The organism is Desulfosarcina cetonica JCM 12296 (assembly GCF_001311845.1).
GTDB lineage: Bacteria > Desulfobacterota > Desulfobacteria > Desulfobacterales > Desulfosarcinaceae > Desulfosarcina > Desulfosarcina cetonica.
This window is the reverse complement of the sequence record NZ_BBCC01000001.1, coordinates 19,102-36,444: the sequence shown is the minus strand read 5'-3', so window position 1 is coordinate 36,444 and position 17,343 is coordinate 19,102. Positions and strand designations below refer to the sequence as shown.

Annotated in this window: 18 protein-coding genes and 3 pseudogenes; 6 read left to right on the top strand and 15 right to left on the bottom strand. The window is 56.5% G+C overall.

Annotated elements, in window-relative coordinates:
* Window positions 1-21 precede the first annotated feature (21 nt).
* Window positions 22-252 (top strand): hypothetical protein, encoded by a 231-nt coding sequence (locus tag JCM12296_RS48770; RefSeq protein WP_306303924.1) that lies wholly within the window; start codon window positions 22-24, stop codon window positions 250-252.
* Between the two features lie 16 nt (window positions 253-268).
* Here the strand turns inward: JCM12296_RS48770 and purN are convergent, their stop codons facing one another.
* Window positions 269-1,072, bottom strand: coding sequence for a phosphoribosylglycinamide formyltransferase (purN, locus tag JCM12296_RS00185; protein ID WP_054688670.1), 804 nt, complete (start codon window positions 1,070-1,072; stop codon window positions 269-271).
* Between the two features lie 131 nt (window positions 1,073-1,203).
* On the opposite strand from purN, the gene JCM12296_RS00180 reads away from it, so the two are divergent.
* The 5 genes from JCM12296_RS00180 to rpmB all read left to right on the top strand — a co-directional run bounded on the left by JCM12296_RS00180 (window position 1,204) and on the right by rpmB (window position 4,544).
* The gene (locus tag JCM12296_RS00180) at window positions 1,204-2,421 is read left to right on the top strand and encodes an EAL and HDOD domain-containing protein (protein WP_054688667.1); all 1,218 of its coding nucleotides are present in this window, start codon (window positions 1,204-1,206) and stop codon (window positions 2,419-2,421) included.
* Between the two features lie 155 nt (window positions 2,422-2,576).
* The gene (gene trxA / locus JCM12296_RS00175) at window positions 2,577-2,906 is read left to right on the top strand and encodes a thioredoxin (protein ID WP_054688665.1); all 330 of its coding nucleotides are present in this window, start codon (window positions 2,577-2,579) and stop codon (window positions 2,904-2,906) included.
* A gap of 123 nt (window positions 2,907-3,029) precedes the next feature.
* Window positions 3,030-3,725, top strand: coding sequence for an outer membrane protein assembly factor BamD (locus tag JCM12296_RS00170; protein ID WP_054688663.1), 696 nt, complete (start codon window positions 3,030-3,032; stop codon window positions 3,723-3,725).
* Complete coding sequence (locus JCM12296_RS00165) at window positions 3,722-4,168, top strand: 2-thiouracil desulfurase family protein (protein ID WP_054688662.1); 447 nt, start codon at window positions 3,722-3,724, stop codon at window positions 4,166-4,168. Before JCM12296_RS00170 ends, JCM12296_RS00165 begins: the two co-directional genes overlap by 4 nt.
* A 184-nt stretch (window positions 4,169-4,352) precedes the next feature.
* The gene (gene rpmB, locus JCM12296_RS00160) at window positions 4,353-4,544 is read left to right on the top strand and encodes a 50S ribosomal protein L28 (RefSeq protein WP_054688660.1); all 192 of its coding nucleotides are present in this window, start codon (window positions 4,353-4,355) and stop codon (window positions 4,542-4,544) included.
* Window positions 4,545-4,547: 3 nt separating this feature from the next.
* Here rpmB and JCM12296_RS00155 read toward each other — a convergent pair whose 3' ends face one another.
* The 14 genes and pseudogenes from JCM12296_RS00155 to rpiB all read right to left on the bottom strand — a co-directional run bounded on the left by JCM12296_RS00155 (window position 4,548) and on the right by rpiB (window position 17,178).
* Window positions 4,548-6,143 carry a RelA/SpoT family protein gene (locus JCM12296_RS00155; RefSeq protein WP_306303923.1) on the bottom strand — a complete coding sequence of 532 codons (1,596 nt, stop codon included), beginning with the start codon at window positions 6,141-6,143 and terminating at the stop codon, window positions 4,548-4,550.
* Window positions 6,038-6,688 (bottom strand): HD domain-containing protein, encoded by a 651-nt coding sequence (locus JCM12296_RS48765; RefSeq protein ID WP_306303922.1) that lies wholly within the window; start codon window positions 6,686-6,688, stop codon window positions 6,038-6,040. Before JCM12296_RS48765 ends, JCM12296_RS00155 begins: the two co-directional genes overlap by 106 nt.
* A 71-nt stretch (window positions 6,689-6,759) precedes the next feature.
* Window positions 6,760-8,280, bottom strand: a complete 1,521-nt coding sequence (proS, locus tag JCM12296_RS00150; RefSeq protein ID WP_054688658.1) for a proline--tRNA ligase — start codon at window positions 8,278-8,280, stop codon at window positions 6,760-6,762.
* A gap of 22 nt (window positions 8,281-8,302) precedes the next feature.
* Complete coding sequence (gene ispG, locus JCM12296_RS00145) at window positions 8,303-9,406, bottom strand: flavodoxin-dependent (E)-4-hydroxy-3-methylbut-2-enyl-diphosphate synthase (protein WP_054688656.1); 1,104 nt, start codon at window positions 9,404-9,406, stop codon at window positions 8,303-8,305.
* A 14-nt stretch (window positions 9,407-9,420) separates the two neighbouring features.
* Entirely contained in the window at window positions 9,421-10,071 is a 651-nt protein-coding gene (locus JCM12296_RS00140; RefSeq protein ID WP_054688653.1) for an MBL fold metallo-hydrolase, read from the bottom strand.
* A gap of 42 nt (window positions 10,072-10,113) precedes the next feature.
* The gene (gene nusB, locus JCM12296_RS00135) at window positions 10,114-10,566 is read right to left on the bottom strand and encodes a transcription antitermination factor NusB (protein WP_054688651.1); all 453 of its coding nucleotides are present in this window, start codon (window positions 10,564-10,566) and stop codon (window positions 10,114-10,116) included.
* Between the two features lie 6 nt (window positions 10,567-10,572).
* Window positions 10,573-11,045, bottom strand: a pseudogene (gene ribH / locus JCM12296_RS00130) (6,7-dimethyl-8-ribityllumazine synthase).
* A 20-nt stretch (window positions 11,046-11,065) separates the two neighbouring features.
* Window positions 11,066-12,290, bottom strand: a pseudogene (locus tag JCM12296_RS00125) (bifunctional 3,4-dihydroxy-2-butanone-4-phosphate synthase/GTP cyclohydrolase II).
* Between the two features lie 251 nt (window positions 12,291-12,541).
* On the bottom strand, window positions 12,542-13,075 hold the full coding sequence (locus tag JCM12296_RS00120) for a riboflavin synthase (protein ID WP_281491885.1): 534 nt from the start codon (window positions 13,073-13,075) through the stop codon (window positions 12,542-12,544).
* A 41-nt stretch (window positions 13,076-13,116) separates the two neighbouring features.
* Window positions 13,117-14,217 (bottom strand): bifunctional diaminohydroxyphosphoribosylaminopyrimidine deaminase/5-amino-6-(5-phosphoribosylamino)uracil reductase RibD, encoded by a 1,101-nt coding sequence (ribD, locus tag JCM12296_RS00115; protein WP_054688649.1) that lies wholly within the window; start codon window positions 14,215-14,217, stop codon window positions 13,117-13,119.
* Between the two features lie 84 nt (window positions 14,218-14,301).
* A complete protein-coding gene (nrdR, locus tag JCM12296_RS00110; RefSeq protein WP_054688647.1) occupies window positions 14,302-14,763 on the bottom strand; it encodes a transcriptional regulator NrdR in 462 nt (153 codons plus the stop codon).
* A gap of 160 nt (window positions 14,764-14,923) precedes the next feature.
* A complete protein-coding gene (locus JCM12296_RS00105) occupies window positions 14,924-15,442 on the bottom strand; it encodes a deoxycytidylate deaminase (RefSeq protein ID WP_054688645.1) in 519 nt (172 codons plus the stop codon).
* Window positions 15,443-15,450: 8 nt separating this feature from the next.
* Window positions 15,451-16,709 (bottom strand): annotated as a pseudogene (locus JCM12296_RS00100) (serine hydroxymethyltransferase).
* Between the two features lie 46 nt (window positions 16,710-16,755).
* On the bottom strand, window positions 16,756-17,178 hold the full coding sequence (rpiB, locus tag JCM12296_RS00095; protein ID WP_340147727.1) for a ribose 5-phosphate isomerase B: 423 nt from the start codon (window positions 17,176-17,178) through the stop codon (window positions 16,756-16,758).
* Window positions 17,179-17,343 lie beyond the last annotated feature (165 nt).

Genomic DNA, 17,343 nt, shown 5'->3' with positions numbered 1-17,343 from the left:
TCCTCCATTTTGGCGGCGCCCTTGACGTCACTCAACCCCATGATCGCCGCCGGCTGGGTTTCCGGAATAGTGGAGGCCTTCTCGCGCAAACCCAGGGTCAAGGATTTCGAAAGCCTGCCCACCGACATCCTCTCGATCCGAGGATTCTGGCGCAACAAGGTGACCCGCATCCTGCTGGTGGTGGTCTTCACCAACCTGGGCAGCGCTGCGGGAACTTTCCTGGCCATACCGATGATGATGAAATATCTTTAGATCAAGGATTCCAGCCTCAGTCGATTTGGGCGATCTTCACAACCGTGCGTTGACGGATCGCGCCATTGGTTGCGGGATGAGTCATCTTGACGGTCTTTAGTCGATCGTGGGCAAATTGTTGGATGCATTCCGGATAGAGCTGCCACTCCTGTTCGAGGCCCTTGCGCTTCACATCCTCCAGGGTGTCGGTTTCCAGAATCGGAAATGCCCGTTGGCCGATGATCGGGCCGGAGTCTTCCCCATAATCGATAAAATGGACCGTGCAGCCGGCAACCTTGCAGCCGTAACGGAACGTGTCACCGTACCCGTCGACACCGGGGAATGCGGGCAGAAGGGCGGGGTGGATGTTCATGATGCGGGGCGCGGTCGGATCCGTATTGAACCGGTCAATGAAATAAGGCGTCAGGTTGCGCATGAATCCGGCCAGAACGAGAAGGTCGATGGCCCCATGATTCGCCATCGCCTTGAACAGCTGGTTCTCGGCGGCGGCCCGAGTGCTGAAGAAGGCTTTTTGGTGATCTTCCGGGGTGCCGGCGGAGAAGAGGTGCTGTTTCGATAAAACGTCGCCGAGATCGAAATCGTCGGGCGGCGCGAAATGATCGGGATCCTGGCGATAGGCCTGGATAAACGGACCATAGTCAACCACGAAATGCGGAATGCCGTGTTTGGCGGCCCGTTGCAGACCTTTTGCGCCCGGTTGATCAGAACCCACGAAAATGATGCGACCATCGATTCGGCCGTCTTCGCAAGCATCGATGATCGCCTGCAGGTTGGTTCCTCCACCGGAAATCAACGTCCCGATACGAATCTTCTCACCCATTGCTTTTTTCCTTTTTCTCCAAGTTATTCCGCCGGGCTTGTTGCCGGTTTGAAAAAGTGGTAGCAGGAAGGGGTGCCCCGTGTCAATTTGTGCGACAGTTATTGCCGTGATGACCTTTTGGTGGACATGAAATGGAAGACGTTTTTGTTGCCCGGCAGCCCATCCTCGATAAAAACAGGAACGTCCATGCCTATGAACTCTTGTTTCGGGACGGCATGGCCAACATGATGCCCCAAATCGAGGGTGACGTGGCCACGACGACGCTTTTGGCCAATACCTTTGTTACCATCGGCATGGATACCCTTTGCGAGGGTAAAAAAACCTTCATCAATTTTACCCAGAATCTTATAGAAAAGCACGTCCCCCTGTTGCTTCCGAGAGAAACCACGGTTGTTGAAATCCTTGAGGATGTAAACCCCGGACCACTTTTGATCGACGCCTGCCAACAGATTTCATCCGCTGGCTACATCATCGCCCTGGACGATTTCGTTTACGCACCGGAGCTGGAACCCTTGATCGATTTGGCCGACATCATCAAGTTTGATTTCCAACTGACGCCGGTGGCTGAGATCGAGGCTTATCTAAAACGCCTGCCCAAGGGCGGCCTGTGCCTGCTAGCTGAAAAAGTGGAGACGGCATCGGACTTTGAAGCGGCCAAAGCGATGGGGTTCGAGCTGTTCCAAGGCTATTTCTTCTGTAAGCCGGAAATTGTCAAAGGGCGGGAAATCAAGGGATTTCAGCTCAACCTGATCATGCTGTTGGCCCAGATCAACAGCTACCACTTCAGCATCGAGAGGGTCGAGGCGGTGATTTCAAGGGATTTGGGCATCTCCTATAAGCTGTTCAAATATGCCAATTCCGTGTTTTTTGGCCGTGTCAGCAAGATCTCCTCGGTCAAGCAGGCGCTGACTTACTTGGGCGAGGACGAAACCCGGCGCTTCGTATCGCTGGTGGCCATGTCCCGATTGGCCGAGGGAAAGCCCGATGAGCTGTTGCGCATGGCTTGTGTGCGTGGCAAGTTTTGCGAATTGTTGGGGCTTCATGGGAAAGAGACAAGGCCGTCTTCGGAGATGTTTACCTTGGGCCTGTTTTCGCTCATCGATGCGGTTACGGACCAGCCCATGGGGGTGATCCTCGGCGACCTCCCCCTCGCGGAGCCGCTCAAACAGGCATTGATCCACGCCAAGGGCCGCTTAGGCGGATACCTTGAACTGATGCGGTCCTACGAAACCGGTCGTTGGGACAGGGTCAGCCGCCTCAGCCAGGCCTTGGGGCTGGATGGCCCCAAGATCCCGTCGTTTTATTTGCGCGCATGCGAATGGAGTGATGCCGCCAAAAAAGCGATTTGAGCGCGCCTGTCGGGTATTGGACCGCCGGTTGGCATGCGCAGGCTCTCCGATGGGGGTGTGGCTCGGCAGGAACGGTTGACAATTCGGGACCTTGTTATTATGTTGAATGAAATTTTCTTCCGCCATTTCAACTATCATCGAAAGGATATTCCATCATGGCAGCAGATATCATGGAAATAGAGGACAGCAGTTTTGATGCTGAAGTCATTAAAAGCGAAAAACCGGTTGTGGTTGATTTCTGGGCGCCGTGGTGTGGTCCCTGCAAGGCGATAGGTCCTATTCTGGATGAATTGGCCCAGGCTTATGGCGATAAAGTGAAATTCACCAAGTGCAACGTGGATGACAACCCGGTCACCCCCGGAAAGTTCGGCATCAAGGCGATTCCGACCCTGATTTTCTTTAAAAACGGAGAGGTTTCCGATCAGATCACCGGCATGGTTGCCAAAGCCAAGTTGGAGGAAGCCCTGAACAACGTCGCATCCTGAAGGCCCGGCATCTCCCCCTCTTAACTGAACTTGCCGGCGATGTCCTGGTGAAGGCCATCGCCGGTTGTGGTCTCAACCCATGGGAGCTACCCCGTTCCCCACTGCGGCAGGATAAAATCGATCATGAAACGTCTGCTGGTTGCCTGCATGAGCATGTTACTGGTCTGTTCAGGCTGCGCTTGGTTTCAAAGTCCCCGGGAAGACAAGACCGCCCAGGAGCTGGTTCAGGATGGCGTGGATGCGTTTGCCGATGGACGCTACAGGAAGGCGATCGAGAATTTTGAGAAATTGCGGGACTGGTACCCCTTTTCCAAATATGCCATCCTGGCTGAACTGAAAATCGCCGATGCCCATTATAATTTAAAGGAATATGCCGATGCGATTGCGGCGTATGAAGCGTTCGAACAGCTTCATCCCCGCAACGAGGCCATTCCCTATGTCATTTATCGGATTGGGCGTTCCTATTTCAATCAGATGGGAACCCTCGACACCGATCCGTCCAACACCACCAAGGCGCTGGAAACCTATCAACGGCTGATCCGGCAATTCCCGCAGGGCATCTATGCCAACATGGCCCGTAGCGACATGCTGGCCTGCTACCAAAACCTTTCCGGCCATGCGTATTATGTGGGCGTCTTTTACTACAAAATGAAGAATTACAAGGCGGCCAAACAGCGTTTTCTGTCCGTTGTCGAGGATTACCCGGATGTCGGTTTTCATCACGATGCCTTGACTTACCTGGCCAACTGTGACCTCTGGTTAAAAGACCAGACGCAGCAGCCCGAGGAAACGGCATCGGCGCCGCTATCCATTCCATGATTCTCGTGAGTGCTTGCTTGTGCGGTCAGCATTGCCGCTATGACGGGCAGGCCAAGCCCGATGCGTCGCTCATGGCCCGCTTGAACCGGGACGACGTCCTGCCGGTGTGTCCCGAGCAGTTGGGGGGCTTGCCCACGCCACGTCCGGCGTGTCGGCTGGTGGGTGGAACCGGGGCTGATGTGTTGGCCGGGCGAGCCAGCGTGGTCGATCGATTCGGTGTCGACCGTACGCATGCATTCGTTCGGGGGGCACGGCGGACATTGGCTTTGGCAACGACGCACGGCGTCAGGTATTGCTGCATGAAAGCAAAAAGCCCCTCCTGCGGCTCTGCGGCACTGTCTTCGATGGCGGCCGGCTTGTGGCCGAAGGGCTATCGTCCGGTGTTGGGCGTGACGGCGGCACTGCTGATGAACCATGGAATCGAAATCGAAGAGATTCCATAAACGGTCGATGGCCATAAAAGACTTTACAAGCGTATTCTTTTAATTTAAATAACTCAGTTTTGACGGATTCGTAAAAAGCGGCTTACCCCGCCTGACGGGGAAGTATCCCGGTTGCGAATCCATCCTTTTGGGCGGCGGAACACCGCCGAGAATTCTTCAAGTCAAGCAACGGAGATACCTGATCATGTCGAAAATGTGTGAAATATGCGGAAAGAAACCCATGGTGGGAAGTAATATCAGCCACGCCCACAACATCACCAAACGCCGCTTCAACCCCAACTTGCAGAGTGTGCGCACCCTTCAGAATGGCCAGGTCAAGAAGATGGTCGTGTGTACCCAGTGCATTAAATCGGGCAATGTGGTCAAGGCACCCTAATCCCTAACCCAGTCGTTTGACATCCAATACCTGTCGGACCTGTTTCAGCGCTTCGACAACCCGGGTCAAATGTTCGGTGCCTTGAACGGACAGCGTGAAATAGCTGTCCACGGTCTGGTTCTCCTTGGTTTCCGTGTTGGCGCTCAAGATATTGGCGCCGCTTTTGCTGATATTGGCCGCCACATCCGCTAACAACCCTACCCGGTCAAGAGATCTCACCATGATCCGGACCGGGTAGGCGTCATGGGTTTCCTGGTTCCACTCCACTTCGATCTGACGTTCCGGATTCATCTTCATGGCATTGACGCAGGTGGTCCGATGCACGGTCACGCCGAATCCGCGGGTAATGTAGCCCGTGATGGGATCGCCGGGCACCGGTTGGCAGCATTTGCCGAAACGCACTAGGATATCGTCCATGCCCTTGACCACCACACCGCCTTTTTCCCGTCGTTTCTTGTCCTTGGCGATGATTTTGTTGAAGAGCGATTCGTCATTGTCGATCTCTTCCTTAGGCGTCAGCTTGCGTACGATTTGCAGGGGGGTGATTTTGCCGTAGCCGACACTGGCGATCAGATCCTCGGCCTGCTTGAAACCGAAGCTCTCCACAACGGCCTGCATGTCATCGCTCTTTAGCAGCGTATTGAAGTTTAGCCGGAACTTGCGGAAGGCCTTTTCGCACATCTCGCGTCCCAAGGAGAGGCTGCGTTCCTTCTCCTGGGTCTTGATCCATTGGCGAATCCGGGATCGGGCCTTGACGGTCTTGACGAAATTGAGCCAATCCTTGGAGGGCTGGTGGCCTTTGCCGGTGATGACCTCCACGATTTCGCCGGTTTGCAATTCATACTTCAGCGGAACCATGCGGCCGTTTACCTTGGCGCCGACACACTGGGCCCCCACTTCCGAATGGATCAGATAGGCGAAATCCACCGGCGTTGCGCCTTTTGGCAGGGATTTGATCTCTCCATGGGGGGTAAAAACATAGACTTCATCGGGGAAGAGGTCGATGCGCACATTTTCCAGAAACTCATTGGGATCCCGGAAGGCCTCCTGGTTTTCCACCAGGTTTTGCACCCAGGCGAAGGTCTTGGAGACATTTTCGTCGATGACCTTGCCCTCTTTGTAACTCCAGTGAGCAGCAATTCCCGATTTTGCCACCCGGTCCATCTCACGGGTACGGATCTGGATCTCGATACGCTCTCCAAAGGGGCCGATGACGGTGGTGTGAAGGCTTTGGTACATGTTCGGTTTGGGCATGCCGATGTAGTCTTTGAACTTCTTGGCAATGGGGCGCCACAGACTGTGCATGAGGCCCAGGGCTTCGTAGCAATGGGGAATCGTGTCGAGGATGATCCGGAAGGCGATGATGTCGTAAACCTCTTCAAACGGCAGATCCTGGCTCAGCATCTTCTGGTGGATGCTGTAAAAATGCTTGTAACGGCCAACGACGTCCGCCTTGAGATTGTTTTCATCCAGCTTTTTCTGGATGTAGGTCTTCACCGTCGTGATATAGTTTTCGCGGTCTTCCCTGTCTTTGGCGACCCGTCGCTGGATCTCCCTGTAGGCATCCGGATCGAGGAATTCGAAAGAGCGGTTTTCCAATTCGTTCTTGATCCAGTAGATTCCCAGCCGGGCAGCGATGGCGCGTAGATATCGATGGTTTCCTTGGCGATCTTTTTCTTTTTGGCATCACTTTTGTGGAACTGAAGGGTGCGCATGTTGTGCAGGCGGTCGGCCAGCTTGATCAGAATCACCCGGATGTCGTCGGCCATGGCCAGCAGCATTTTCCGGATGCTTTCGGCTTCCCTGGCCCGGGCGCTGTTGAAGGGCAGCTTGCTCAGTTTGGTGACACCGGAGACGATATGCAGCACATCGTGGCCGAACATATCACCGATCTCTTCTTCCGTGGCATGGGTGTCCTCGATCACATCGTGGAGCAGGCCGGCGGCGATACTGACCGAATCGAGCTTCATGTCTGCCAGGATGCCGGCTACCTCCAGGGGATGGGAAAGGTAGGGCTCTCCGGAAAGGCGCATCTGACCGTCGTGGACGCGAGCCGAAAAAATGTAGGCCCGATCAATGATATCCACATCCGCATCGGGGTGGTTTTCCGTGACCTTATCGATAATGTCGGTGATTCGAATCATGCTTGGCTCTCAATTCGCACCGATGACGGCCGATCATAAGCGGTGGCTGCCTGATTGCACGTTATTCGACCCTAATAGGCTTTGGCAAATACCACGCGCCGGTTGCTGGGCTTACCGCAGCAGATGCAGCGGCCCGCCTCGGTTGGCGCGTCCAATGGAATGCAGCGGATGGTGACATTCAGGTCTTCTTTTATTTTGGCTTCACAGGCCCCCTCACCGCACCAGTGGGACATGGCGAATCCGCCATGGATTTCCGGTTTTTCCGCATTCCGGGGGGTGAACCAGGCGTAGAAGTCCTTTTGATCGTCCACCGCACGCGTGTTTTCATCACGGAATTGCAGTGCGCGCTGGAAGAGGTTGGCCTGAATCTCATCCAGTATCGCAGGCAGCTGTTCCACGAAGGTTTTGCGTGGCATGGCCGCCTTATTGCGCTGGGACTGGTCACGCCGTCCGACGAACACCGAATCCTGGGCGATATCCCGGGGACCGATTTCCACCCGCAGGGGAATGCCTTTTTTGATCCAATCCCATCCGCGGGCGCCGCCGATGTCGCGGTCATCGACTTCGACAACCACCTTTCGATCGGCATAGGTTACATCCCGTAAGGTGGCGGCCAATCGCTCAACATAGTCCATGACCGGCTGGCGATCATCCGGGCTTCTGAAAATCGGCAGCAGAACGACCTGCGCCGGCGCCACGCGGGGCGGCATGATAACGCCGTCGTCATCTCCATGGGCCATGATCATGCCGCCGATCATGCGGGTGGACGTGCCCCAGGAGGTGGTCCAGGCGAAGGCCTCGGTTTCATTTTCGGTCTGGAAACGGATGTTGGATGCCTTGGCAAAATTCTGCCCCAGAAAGTGCGACGTGCCGGCCTGCAGCGCCTTGCAATCCTGCATCATGGCCTCGATGCACAGGGTGTCCACGGCGCCGGGAAACCGCTCGGCGGCGGTCTTGCGGCCCTTGATGACCGGTATGGCCAGGTAATCCTCGACCATGCGGGTGTACACGTCAAGCATCATCGCGGTGCGCTCGATAGCCTCGGTGTCGGTGGCGTGCGCCGTGTGCCCCTCCTGCCAGAGAAACTCGCTGGTGCGCAGAAAGATTCGGGTGCGCATCTCCCAGCGCACGACATTGGCCCATTGGTTGATCAACAGCGGCAGGTCCCGATAGCTGCTTACCCATTTGGAAAAAGAGTCACCGATAATGGTCTCCGAGGTGGGACGGACCACCAGCGGTTCGGTCAATCGCCCGCCGGGAATGAGCTTGCCGCCTTCCCCTTGTTCCAGGCGGTGATGGGTGACCACGGCGCACTCCTTGGCAAATCCCTCGACGTGCTCGGCTTCCTTTTCCAGAAAACTGACCGGGATAAACAAGGGAAAATAGGCGTTTTTTACCCCGCTGGCCTTGAACATGGCGTCCATGCGGGCCATGATGTTTTCCCAGAGGGTATATCCCCAGGGCTTGATGACCATGCAGCCGCGTACCGGCGAGCGTTCGGCCATGTCGGAGGCCTTGATGACCTGTTGGTACCATTCCGGATAGTCTTCGTTTCGTGAGGGGGAAATCGCGTTTTTCTGCTGTTTGCTCATTTTGGTCGTCCTAGCACGTTGATCAATTGTCTGCGGGCTCCCCCATTTGACCGGCGTGCTGCCTTTCAAACGCATCCACAGCTTCCAGGACCACGTCCACCAGCTGCGCTTCGGGGAATTTTTTAATGACTTTGCCTTTTTTAAAAAGAATACCCACGCCGCAACCGCCGGCGATACCGATGTCGGCCTCCCGGGCCTCTCCCGGGCCGTTGACCACACAGCCCATGATGGCCACTTTTACGGGCGTTGTGCGGGTCAAAAGTGCTTTTTCCACGCGATCGACGATGTCGAACAGGGGGATCTCGCAGCGTCCGCAGGTGGGACAGGAGATGATTTCCGGGCCACGATGCCGAATATCCAGGGCCCGCAGGATTTCATAGCCCACCCGGACCTCTTCCACGGGATCGCGGGTGAGGGAAACCCGCAGGGTGTCGCCGATTCCCTCGGCCAACAAGCTGCCGATACCCAGTGCCGACTTGACGATACCCGAGTAAAGCGAGCCGGCCTCGGTCACGCCCACGTGCAATGGTAGATCCGTTTGTTGCGACAGCAGGCGGTAGGCGTCGAGGGTCCGCGGCACGTCCGAGGCCTTGATGGAAATTTTAATTTCGTGAAAGTCGAGATCCCGCAAAAGGGCGGCATGCCGCAGTGCGCTTTCGACCATGCCGGCGGCGGTGACACCTCCGTGTTTTTCGAGAATGTCCTTTTCCAGTGATCCGGCATTGACACCGATGCGGATGGGGATCCGGCAATCCCTGGCGCAGTCCACGAGAGCACGAATATTTCGGTCGCTGCCGATGTTTCCCGGATTGAAACGCAGCCCGTCGGCACCTCCCCTGGCTGCGGCAATGGCCAGGCGATAGTCGAAATGGATATCCGCGATCAGGGGAATCGCAATGGCCTTTTTGATCTGCAAAATGGCTTCGGCGGCGGCCAGGTCGGGAACGGCCACGCGCACGATTTCGCAGCCGGCCTGGGTCAGCCGATGAATCTGGGCGATGGTACCGGCAACATCATCGGTTTTCGTGTTGGTCATGGACTGGACGCTGATGGGCGCCCCGTCTCCCACCGGAACGGTGCCTACCCGGATCCGCCGGGTTTTCTTTCGTGAAATGCAAAACGGCATGCGGCTGCTATCCCCTATCGCATCCCGCAGAACGGATTGGTTCGTTTTTCCTGGCCGATGGTGGTGTTGCCCATGTGTCCGGCATAGACCCTGACATCGTCATCCAGCGTGAAGAGGCGGGTCCGGATGCTGTTGATCAACACGTCGAAACTACCACCGGGAAAATCGGTCCGACCAATCGAGCCGGCAAAGAGCGTGTCACCGGCAAAAACCGCTTTTTGAATTTCCCCGCCTTGTGAATATTCGGTGTAAAGGCAGATCCCGCCGGGAGTGTGACCCGGTGTATGCAGGACCGTCAGCGTATGGGTGCCGAAGGTGATGGTGTCACCGTTTTCCAACAGGCGGTCGGCGGGTGGCGAATTCTCGGCGTGCATTCCCCAGGCAGCTGCCGACGCCGCGAGCTGGCTCAACATGGAGGCGTCATCACTGTGAATGAGGATGTCGGCTCCGGTCACCGCTTTAAGACGGCTGTTGGCGCCCACATGGTCGAAGTGCCCGTGGGTATTGATGATATGAACGACCGTGAGGCGGTCTCCCGCAAGCGTGGTCAAAATCCGGTCGACATCGTCTCCGGGATCAATCACGACCGCCTGTCGCGTCTCTTCGCAGCCTAGGATATAGCAGTTTGCCTGAATCGGTCCTAACGCCATTTGACGGATAATCACGTAAATCCTCCTGATAGAATGACAGCTTGCCCCCTACCGGAATCAAGAAGTGTCTTTGCCGGTTTTCGGGACATGCGTGACTTCGCTACGTTCCATGGCCATCCGGATGCTGTCCAAAATGCCATTGATGAATGCGCCAGACTCTTCGGTGCCGAAACGCTTGCCCACGTCAATCGCCTCGTTGATGGAGACCTTGGGCGGGATGTCGGCACAAAAAAGCAGTTCAAATACGGCGATACGCAAGATATTGCGATCGACGCAGGACATGCGCGACAACTTCCAGTTGTTGGAGAAACGTTCAATTTCCTTGTCGATGGTCTCGCGGTGGTCGCGGACACCGTCGACAATCCGGTGGAAAAAAGGTCCCGCCGGCTTGTCCTTGGCAAAACAACTACAGAAGAGCGCTACGGGATCATCATCCACCGCATCGTGGTGCATGTCCATATAGAAAAGGGCCTGAAGAGCCTGCTCCCTGGAAATACGACGGGTTCCCATGAAGCGTTATTCCTTGCTCACCATTTCCACGAGATTGGCCATTTCGATGGCTGCCACGGCGGCGCTCCATCCTTGTTGCCGGCTTTGGTACCGGCCCGCTCAATGGCCTGTTCGATGGTGTCCGTGGTCAGAATGCCGAAAATTACCGGTACGCCGGTTGCCATCGTTACCTGGGCGATCCCCTTGGAGGCTTCGGCGCAGACATAATCAAAGTGGGGGGTGGCCCCCCGGATAACGGCTCCAAGACAGACTACGGCGTTATATTTTTTGCTTTCGGCCATCCGTTGGGCGATCATGGGTATCTCGAATGCACCGGGAACCTTGATGATGTCGATATCCTTGTCCTCGGCGCCGCTGCGGGTCAGGGCATCGATGGCGCCGCCGACGAGCCTGTCCGTGATAAAATCATTGAAACGGCTGGCGATGATACCGAACCGTTTGCCCTGGGCAACTAGGCCGGCTTCGATGATATTGGGCATGAGACGGTTTTCCTTCTATTTTATTGATGGGTTATGGTTTCATCAAAACTGAGTGTATGGCCCATTTTCAACTTTTTGCATTCCAGATAGCAACGATTGTATTCATTGGGCGCAACTTCGATGGGAATCTGTTCCACCACGCTGAGACCATATCCCTCAAGCCCGACCATCTTCTTGGGATTGTTGGTTAAAAGACGCATTTTGCGTACGCCGATGTTGACCAGCATCTGGGCGCCGATTCCATAGTCACGCATATCGTCTTTGAACCCCAGCTTGAGGTTTGCCTCCACCGTGTCCATGCCCTTGCAGCGTTGCAACTCATAGGCCTTGAGCTTGTTGATCAATCCGATGCCGCGTCCCTCCTGGCGAAGGTAGAGAATCACGCCGGAGCCTCTGCATTGATCATCTCCATGGCCTTGTGCAGTTGATCCCCACAGTCACAGCGCATCGACCCGAAGATGTCACCGGTCATGCACTCCGAGTGAACCCGGACCATGGTGGGCACTTCCGGATCGATGTCGCCCTTGACCAAGGCGATATGGGTGAGTTTATCGATATCGTTTTCAAAGGCAATCATTTTGAAATCGCCGCCATGCGACGTCGGGATGACGGTCTCCGCGGCGCGGTGAACGAAGCTTTCCGTGCGGACCCGATACTCCACCAGATCGGCAATGGTGCAGATGCCGATGCCATGCTCGGTGCTGAATTTTTCGAGCGCCGGCATACGTGCCATGGTACCGTCGTCATCCATGATTTCACAAATCACGCCGGCCGGCCTGAGTCCGGCCAGGCGGGCCAGGTCCACGCTGCCTTCGGTCTGGCCGACGCGCACCATCACGCCCCCATTACGGGCCCGCAAGGGGAAAATATGGCCAGGTCTCGTCAGATCGCCCGGCTTGGCGTCATCGGCAACGGCCGCGAGAACGGTCGTTGCCCGGTCGGCTGCGGAGATGCCGGTGGTGACGCCGCATTTGGCTCGATGGAAATGGTGAATCCCGTCTCGAAGGGGCTGGTGTTGTTTTGTACCATCATGGGCAGGTTCAATTGAGCGCATTTTTCTGCGGTCAGCGACAGGCAGATGAGGCCTCTGCCGTACTTGGCCATGAAATTGATCGCTTCGGGGGTGACCATTTCCGCCGCCATGGTCAGATCGCCCTCGTTTTCCCGATCTTCATCGTCAACGAGGATAACCATTTTTCCGTTGCGGATATCTTCAATGGCCTGTTCGATGGAAATTTTTGCCATGGTAGATCGTTTCTCCTGAATGCTGTCAACGTCGATCGCCGATGCGGCGAAGGATGATGGGGGTCTTTCGGATGGGGGGTTGAACACGATCCCGCTACCGAGCCAAAACAATAATCCTTATCAGATAAATCCGGATTTGGCCAGGAAAGCCATGTCGATGCCCCCTGCGGTGTCTGGCGCGGCGGGGTCGCGTGACATTCGACCGGTCACGAAACGTTCCACATACTTGCCGATCATGTCGGTTTCGATGTTTACCGCATCACCGATTTTTTGCGTCCAATGGTGGTCAACGCGGCCGTGTGGGGGATGATGCTGACATCGAACGTGGTGGCATCCAAGCGGTTGATGGTAAGGCTCGTGCCGTCAACGGCGACGGATCCTTTTTCGATCATGTAGCGGGTCAGGGCCGACGGTACGCGATAAGTGATGATGATCGCATTGGACAGGGTTTTGCGCTCCTGCAGGATACCGACCCCGTCAACGTGGCCGGATACCAGATGGCCGTCCAGGCGATCGGAGAGCTTCAGCGCGCGTTCAAGATTGACCCGTTCCCCGATCTTAATTTTCCCCAACACGGTGCGTTTTAGCGTCTCGGGAGAAACATCCACGCTAAACTGTCGGTTTTGGCGGGTGACGGCCGTCAGACAGGCGCCATTCACGGCGATGCTGTCCCCGATCCGGGAGTCCTGAAGATCGAAATCGGATGCGATGACCATCCGACTGCCCGCTCCACTTGGCTGGATGGCCGCGATGGTGCCCAACCCCTCGATAATTCCTGTAAACATGATTTCCTGAAAATAAGGTGCAAACGGTTGATGTCAATCGGTCAGCGCGACTTCAGATACCCTTCCACAAGGATGTCCCCTTCGAATTGGGACACCGTCACGTCGTGAACCGGAAGACTTTGGCGCATGCTCTCCGGTCCCTTGCCGCGGCAGATGGGAACGCCATCGTCGCCGCCCAGAATTTTGGGCGCATAAAAAAAGCATACCTTGTCCACCACCCCGGCGGCAAGTGCCCCACCGATGACCGTCCCGCCACCTTCGATGAGCAGACGGGTCACCGCCATGCGGCCCAATTGAAGCATCAACGCAGCGAGGTCGATGCGCCCGTCCTTCAGTGAGGCAACAACGATCCGGGCGCCGGCGGCTTCCAAGGCCGCCCGACGATCAGCGGCGGCCTCCGGCCCGCAAACGACCCAGGTGGGCGCACCGGATTCCTGGCGCAGCATCTTTGCCGTCACCGGCATGGATAAATGCGTGTCCAGTATGATCCGCGTCGGATCCGACCCGGGTTCTCCCTCCAGTCGGGTGGTCAGGCTGGGGTCGTCTTTGCGCACGGTTTCAACCCCGACCATGATGCCGTCGACCGCATGGCGCAGACGGTGAACCCAAGCACGGGCCGCCGGCCCGGTCACCCAGCGGGAATCGCCCGTTCGCGTGGCGATGCGGCCGTCCATGGTGGCGGCGCATTTCACGATCACAAACGGTTTCCCCGTGGTGACCCAGGTAACGAAACCCTCGTTAAGCGTCCGGGCAGCCGTTTCGCCGATACCGGTGATTACCTCGATGCCGTGGCTTTTCAGGTAGGCGTTACCGCCGCCTTGCACATCGGGGTTGGGATCTTTCATGGCCACCACCACCCGCCGGATGCCGGCGGCAATGATCTTGTGGGTGCATGGTGGCGTACGGCCGAAGTGATTGCAGGGTTCCAGGGTGACATAGATCGTGGCGCCCCGGGCCCGGTCCCCGGCATCATCAATGGCATTGACTTCGGCATGGGGGCCGCCGACCCGTTGATGATAGCCGCGGCCGACGATTTTGCCGTCCCTGACCACCACGGCGCCGACCATGGGGTTGGGCGAGGTCCAGCCCCGTCCTTTCTCGGCCAGTTCCAGGGCCAGTTGCATGTAATCGTGATCGTTCATGGGGAGGTGTTGACGTGTCTATCCGGTTAGAGAAAATCGGTCTGTTTTTTCCCTCGGCCATCGAAGCGGAAAACGGTTTCCACCCTATCGGGATGGATCGCTGAGCATCCGCTTGAGTTCCGATACAAAGTCGTTGACGTCCTTGAATTCACGATAGACCGAGGCAAACCTTACGTAGGCGATGTCGTTGAGTTCATGCAGCTTGGCCATGACCCGCTCGCCGATGTCATGGGAGGGAATTTCCTTCTCGCCGATTTCCCGCAAGTCCCGTTCCAGGTCGTCGATGAACTCTTCGATGACGTTCATGCTGATGTCCAGTTTCTGGCAGGCCTTGCGAATTCCGGATCCGACCTTTTCCCGGCTGAAGACTTCCCGGCGACCATCCTTTTTGATGATCATGATGGGAATTTCCTCGATATGTTCATAGGTGGTGAACCGGCGGGTGCAATCGATGCATTCCCTTCGACGCCGAATGACACTGCCATCCTTACTGACCCGCGAATCGATGACTTTGTTGTCAAGTTCCCCGCAAAATGGACATTTCATGCCTCCCCCTCCCTTTTTTTCACCTACGGTATAGCATTCAAGATAATATTTTTGGGCTGCGTTATCGGTCGTCGCGGTATGTTTTATACAGCTTTATCCCTCTGGCCTTACCAAAAACATTATCTTAAATACTATCGAATAATGGTCCGTTCGTGAAACGCTAAGCCTTTTCCTCCTTCAATCGGATGGTCACCATCGGGCTGGCCGGCGCCAGTCGTCGGCAGACAACACCGGCCTGGTCCAGCATTCGCCGCGAGGCGCGGACAGAGTCGGAATCGGCATACTTGTCGGAAAGGTAAACCACTTCCCGGATGCCGACCTGAATGATCACTTTGGCGCACTCGTTACAGGGGAACAGGGCCGTGTAGATGATGCAGTCGGAAAGGCTGCTTAAGCTGCTGTTCAAAACGGCGTTAAGTTCCGCGTGACAGACATAGGGATACTTGGTGTCCAGGAAATCGCCCTCACGGCACCAGGGCAGGGTATCATCGGAACATCCGGTGGGAAAACCATTGTAGCCGACGCCGACGATATGTTTGTGGGGATTGACGATACAGGCGCCTACCTGGGTGTTGGGATCCTTGCTGCGCTGGGCGGACAACAGCGCCACGGCCATGAAGTAGTCGTCCCAGGTAAGATAGCCGGTTCGTTTGCCGGTATTGGCGGATGTCGTGGACATGTTTTCCCTTACTGCCCCTGGCCCTTCATCTCTGGATAGAGGGGGAAGGCATCACACAACGCCTGGACCTGGCTGCGTGTGCCTTTGATGCGGGTGGCATCGTCGGGATGACGCAAGACATCGGCGATCAGATTGCCGATGGTTTTCATTTCCGCCGTGCGCATGCCGCGACTGGTCACAAAAGGGGTTCCGATGCGAATGCCACTGGTCAGTGCCGGGCCGCGGGTGTCAAAGGGAATGGCGTTCTTATTGACCGTGATGCCGGCGCGTCCCAACGCCGTCTCCGCATCCCGCCCGGTGATATCCATCCGGGTCAGGTTAATCAGCATCAGATGGTTGTCGGTACCGCCGGAAACCAGGTCGAGTCCGTTTTCCTTCAATGTGGCGGCAAGGGTCGCCGCATTGGTCACGATGGCTTTCTGGTATTCCTTGAAGGCATCGCTTTGGGCCTCTTTAAAGGCTACGGCCTTGGCTGCGATAACGTGCATCAACGGTCCCCCCTGAATTCCGGGAAAGACCTGGCTGTTGATTTTTTTCCGCAGGCTTCGCGGGCCAGGATCAGTCCACCCCGCGGGCCGCGCAGGGTTTGTGGGTGGTCGAGGTGACGATATCGCTGTACGGGATCGGCGAGGGGTGAACACCGGCCGCCACCAGACCGGCGATGTGAGCCATGTCGACCATCATCAGGCGTCGATTGATGCGGCGATGTCCGACAGGGCTTTGAAATCGAAAAAGCGCGGATAGCGCTGGCACCGGCGACAATCATTTTGGGTCGGTGCTTGGTGGCCATTTCGGCCACTTGGTCGTAATCGATGGTCTCGGTTTCCCGGTTGACGCCGTAATGCACGAAGTTGAACAGCCGACCGGAGAAGCTGACCTTGGAACCGTGGGTCAGATGACCGCCATGCGCGAGATCCATGCCCAGAATCGTGTCCCCCGGTTCCAGCAGGGCGAAGTAGGCAGCCATGTTGGCCTGAGACCCCGAGTGCGGCTGGACGTTGGCGCTGTCGGCGCCGAACAACGCCAGGGCCCGGTCGATGGCCAGTTGTTCCGCGCGATCGACAAATTCACATCCGCCATAGTAGCGTTTCTCCGGGTAACCCTCGGCATACTTGTTGGTCAAAATGCTGCCCTGGGCCGCCATGACGGCGCGGCTGGCGATATTTTCCGATGCGATCAGTTCCAGGTGGGATTGCTGCCGTTGGGCTTCATCGTCGATGACCCGGGCGATTTCCGGATCGCTTTGTCGAATCAGGTCGGTATTCAAGTTCACTTCTCACTTTCTTGGAGCGGTCATTCTCGATAGGTACTGTCTATTCGATGGTGTCAAACATGTCCAGGCGCCGCTGATGCCGGCCCCCATCAAAAGGTGTGCTTAGCCACGTGTTCAGGATTTCGAGGGCCAAAACATCGCCGATCACCCGTCCGCCCATGACGAGGATGTTGGCATTGTTGTGCCGCCGGCTCATGGCGGCGGAAAAAAGATCGTTGCACAGCGCCGCCCTGACATGGGGATATTTGTTGGCCACCATGGACATCCCCAAGCCGGTGCCGCAGGTGAGAATACCCCGTTCGAATTCACCGGTTGAGATTTTCTGAGCAACGATCTTTCCGGTGTCGGGGTAATCCATGGATGCCTCACTGTGCGTGCCGACATCGGTAACGGCGATGCCTTTGGCCTCGAGGGCGGTTTTCAATATCTCTTTCAGCTGAAAGGCGGCATGATCACAGCCGATAATGATGCGCTGGGGGGGGATGCGTCGGTCATGGTATGGATTCCTTTCGAAGGCAAACGCTCATCAGTGCCGAATAACACGATTACATATCCATAACCATCAATCCTCGCAAGAAAAAAAACAGGTCCGCAAACAAGCCGGCCAGCGATCGGGGACAAATGGCGA